This window comes from Canicola haemoglobinophilus, assembly GCF_002015075.1.
GTDB lineage: Bacteria > Pseudomonadota > Gammaproteobacteria > Enterobacterales > Pasteurellaceae > Canicola > Canicola haemoglobinophilus.
In genome coordinates this window covers 1-2,658 of sequence record NZ_MUXZ01000023.1, presented here as the reverse complement: position 1 = coordinate 2,658, position 2,658 = coordinate 1, and the positions used below count along the sequence as shown (strand labels likewise).

Below are 2,658 nucleotides of genomic sequence, written 5' to 3'. Positions count from 1 at the left end.
AAATCAATCATAAATCGATTCATCGCCAGTTTCCAGTTTTGAATCGGCATTGTCCATTTTTTTATCTCTTTTAACCGCCACTGAATTATTTTAACCGAATGTTTCTCTTTCAAAACCTGTTTCTCAACAATCCCTTTCTCTTGTAATCGTCTTAATGCGTGTGAAAAGGCAGTTACAATTGAGTGATGTTGCGATTTATGTTCGATTTTCCCTTCAATTTCAAAAGCCTTAAACATTATCTCTTTCGCTGACATCCATTGGTTTGGGTAACGTTTAAACACTTTTGCAATATAATCGCTAGGGTGATAAGCGTATATTGAAATCACATTTCCATCACCAATAGATTTAGCTTTCCTCTTTCTTTCCTTTTTGATAGGACTTGAAAATGGGTCACTCTGTAATGCCACTAAGGCTTGTTGTAGAGTTACTTGATGCTCTTTCGCCTTTTCAATACATTGCTCAAAGTGCGAAATTTGTTGCGTAAGTTCAGCGATTTTCTGCCGAATAAGGGTTTCCCCACTCATTTTTGCCATAAATAAAAATCCTTGTGATGTAAAAATAACCACAAGGATTTTAGTTAAATTGAGTTAATTGGTCTTTGTGCAACTGCTACATAATACCGAAAAAATCAGCTTTTGGAAGTATGCAATTCATATTGCCAGTCACCGGTTCAATGATAATGCATGTAATTTGATCAGGATATTTACAGATTGAAGATTGTTATATTCACAGGTTAAGGAGCTTTTTGCAAAATTTTCAGGAATTCCTGGAGAACTTGGTTGGTACGTTGGTACTAAAACTTAGCCCATTTTCAGCCATTTTTAGCACCGCACTTAAGATGGAAGACTGATTATGTCCTAAAAGCATAGTTCCCCAATATCCTACATAATCAATGTATTGTTTCCCTTCTGTATCTAAGATATATGCTCCTTTGGCTTTTTCTATAAATATTGGTGTTCTGCCAGCGCTCTAACTGGTGAATTTACTCTACCAGGAATAACTTGTTGAGCTCGAGAAAAAATGTAGCTGAAGTCGTCATTATTTATCCTTGATTATGCTACTGAGAATTTGTTTGCTATTTTACTGTAAAAGTATATAAGTTTATAAAAATATTTATGTTACATTTTTCTTTATGGTATGCTTTGTCCATTCGAATCTAGTAAGTATTTTGTATGGTATTAAGTTTTTCTCTCACTTTTTTAGGTGCGCTTTTGACATTATTGATTATGCGCCCCATCGCACAAAAAATTGGATTAGTTGATAAGCCAAATTATCGTAAACGTCATCAGGGAGCAATTCCTTTAATTGGTGGGATTTCCTTATTTGTAGGTAACCTTTGCTTTTATTTACTGGAGTGGGATCAGCTTCGTTTACCTGGATTATATTTATTCAGTATTTTTATTTTATTAGCTATTGGAATATTGGACGACCGATTCGATATTAGTCCTTTTTTGAGAGCGGGGATCCAAGCTTTTTTAGCTATTTTAATGATAGATATGGGAGATATCTATCTTGATCATTTAGGTCAAATCCTCGGCCCTTTTCAGTTAACTTTAGGATCTATCGGATTGATGATAACTGTATTTGCTACAATCGCGGTTATCAATGCATTCAATATGATTGATGGTATTGATGGTTTACTTGGTGGATTATCTAGTGTTGCTTTTATAGCTATAGGAATTTTATTAATTATTGATAACCAACTGGATTTAGCTTATTGGAGTTTTGCCCTAATTTTTGCTATTGCACCTTATTTTATGATGAATTTAGGTATTCCTTTGGGAAACAAATTTAAAGTTTTTATGGGCGATGCAGGTAGTACACTAATCGGATTTACTATTCTGTGGTTATTGTTATTAAGCACTCAAGGCAAAGGTCATCCTATGAACCCAATAACTGCTCTTTGGATAATTGCCATTCCTGTCATCGATATGATTGCTATTATTTATCGTCGTTTACGCAAAGGGAAAAGTCCTTTTAGACCGGATAGATTACACATTCATCATTTAATGATGAGAGCTGGATTAAGTTCGAGACAAGCTTTTTTATTGATTACGCTAATTGCGGCTTTATGTGCAATGTTCGGGATTTTAGGAGAGCTATACTATATTAATGAATGGGTAATGTTTATTTTATTTATTCTTTTATTTTTTATCTATTCATTTTCTATTGCCAGAGCATGGCGTATTACTCGCTGGATTAGAAGAATTAAAAGAAGATCTCGAAAAATAAAACAAAAAATATAAAAAACAACCTAAATTTCATTAAAAAAACGTCAATTTGAATAAAAAACTATCTAATAATAAAAAAATAAAAAAAAATACTAGACAAGCAATTGTGAAACTCTTAATATACGCCCCGCAACGATGCGATGAGCGCTCGTAGCTCAGTTGGATAGAGCGTTGGTCTCCGGAGCCAAAGGTCGCAGGTTCAAATCCTGTCGAGTGCGCCAGGCGACGTTATCCAGTATATGGTGGCTATAGCTCAGTTGGTAGAGCCCCGGATTGTGATTCCGGTTGTCGTGGGTTCAAGTCCCATTAGCCACCCCAAATTAAGTCGGCGAGTAGCGCAGCTTGGTAGCGCAACTGGTTTGGGACCAGTGGGTCGTAGGTTCAAATCCTATCTCGCCGACCATTATTTTTTTTGTTCTTTAACAAC

2 protein-coding genes, 3 tRNA genes and 1 pseudogene are annotated in these 2,658 nt (G+C 35.3%); 4 read left to right on the top strand and 2 right to left on the bottom strand.

Going from position 1 to position 2,658, the window contains the following annotated elements; genetic code table 11:
• Together B0186_RS08015 and B0186_RS08010 are read right to left on the bottom strand one after the other, a co-directional pair.
• On the bottom strand, positions 1 to 533 hold a 533-nt coding region (locus B0186_RS08015), incomplete at its 3' end, for a hypothetical protein (protein ID WP_078218847.1).
• Positions 534 to 624: 91 nt separating this feature from the next.
• A pseudogene (locus B0186_RS08010) lies at positions 625 to 1,022 on the bottom strand (aminotransferase class III-fold pyridoxal phosphate-dependent enzyme); the annotation flags it as partial.
• A 150-nt stretch (positions 1,023 to 1,172) separates the two neighbouring features.
• Here B0186_RS08010 and wecA point away from each other — a divergent pair.
• The 4 genes from wecA (at position 1,173) to B0186_RS07990 (ending at position 2,634) form a co-directional block, all read left to right on the top strand.
• On the top strand, positions 1,173 to 2,246 hold the full coding sequence (gene wecA / locus B0186_RS08005) for a UDP-N-acetylglucosamine--undecaprenyl-phosphate N-acetylglucosaminephosphotransferase (RefSeq protein ID WP_078218846.1): 1,074 nt from the start codon (positions 1,173 to 1,175) through the stop codon (positions 2,244 to 2,246).
• A gap of 129 nt (positions 2,247 to 2,375) precedes the next feature.
• Positions 2,376 to 2,452 (top strand) — tRNA-Arg (locus tag B0186_RS08000).
• Between the two features lie 21 nt (positions 2,453 to 2,473).
• Positions 2,474 to 2,549: transfer RNA gene (locus B0186_RS07995), tRNA-His, on the top strand.
• A gap of 8 nt (positions 2,550 to 2,557) precedes the next feature.
• Positions 2,558 to 2,634 (top strand) — tRNA-Pro (locus B0186_RS07990).
• Positions 2,635 to 2,658 lie beyond the last annotated feature (24 nt).

Coding starts and splice junctions, on each gene's coding strand:
- wecA (WP_078218846.1), top strand. CDS start 1,173: ATGGTATTAAGTTTTTCTCTCACTTTTTTAGGTGCGCTTTTGACATTA.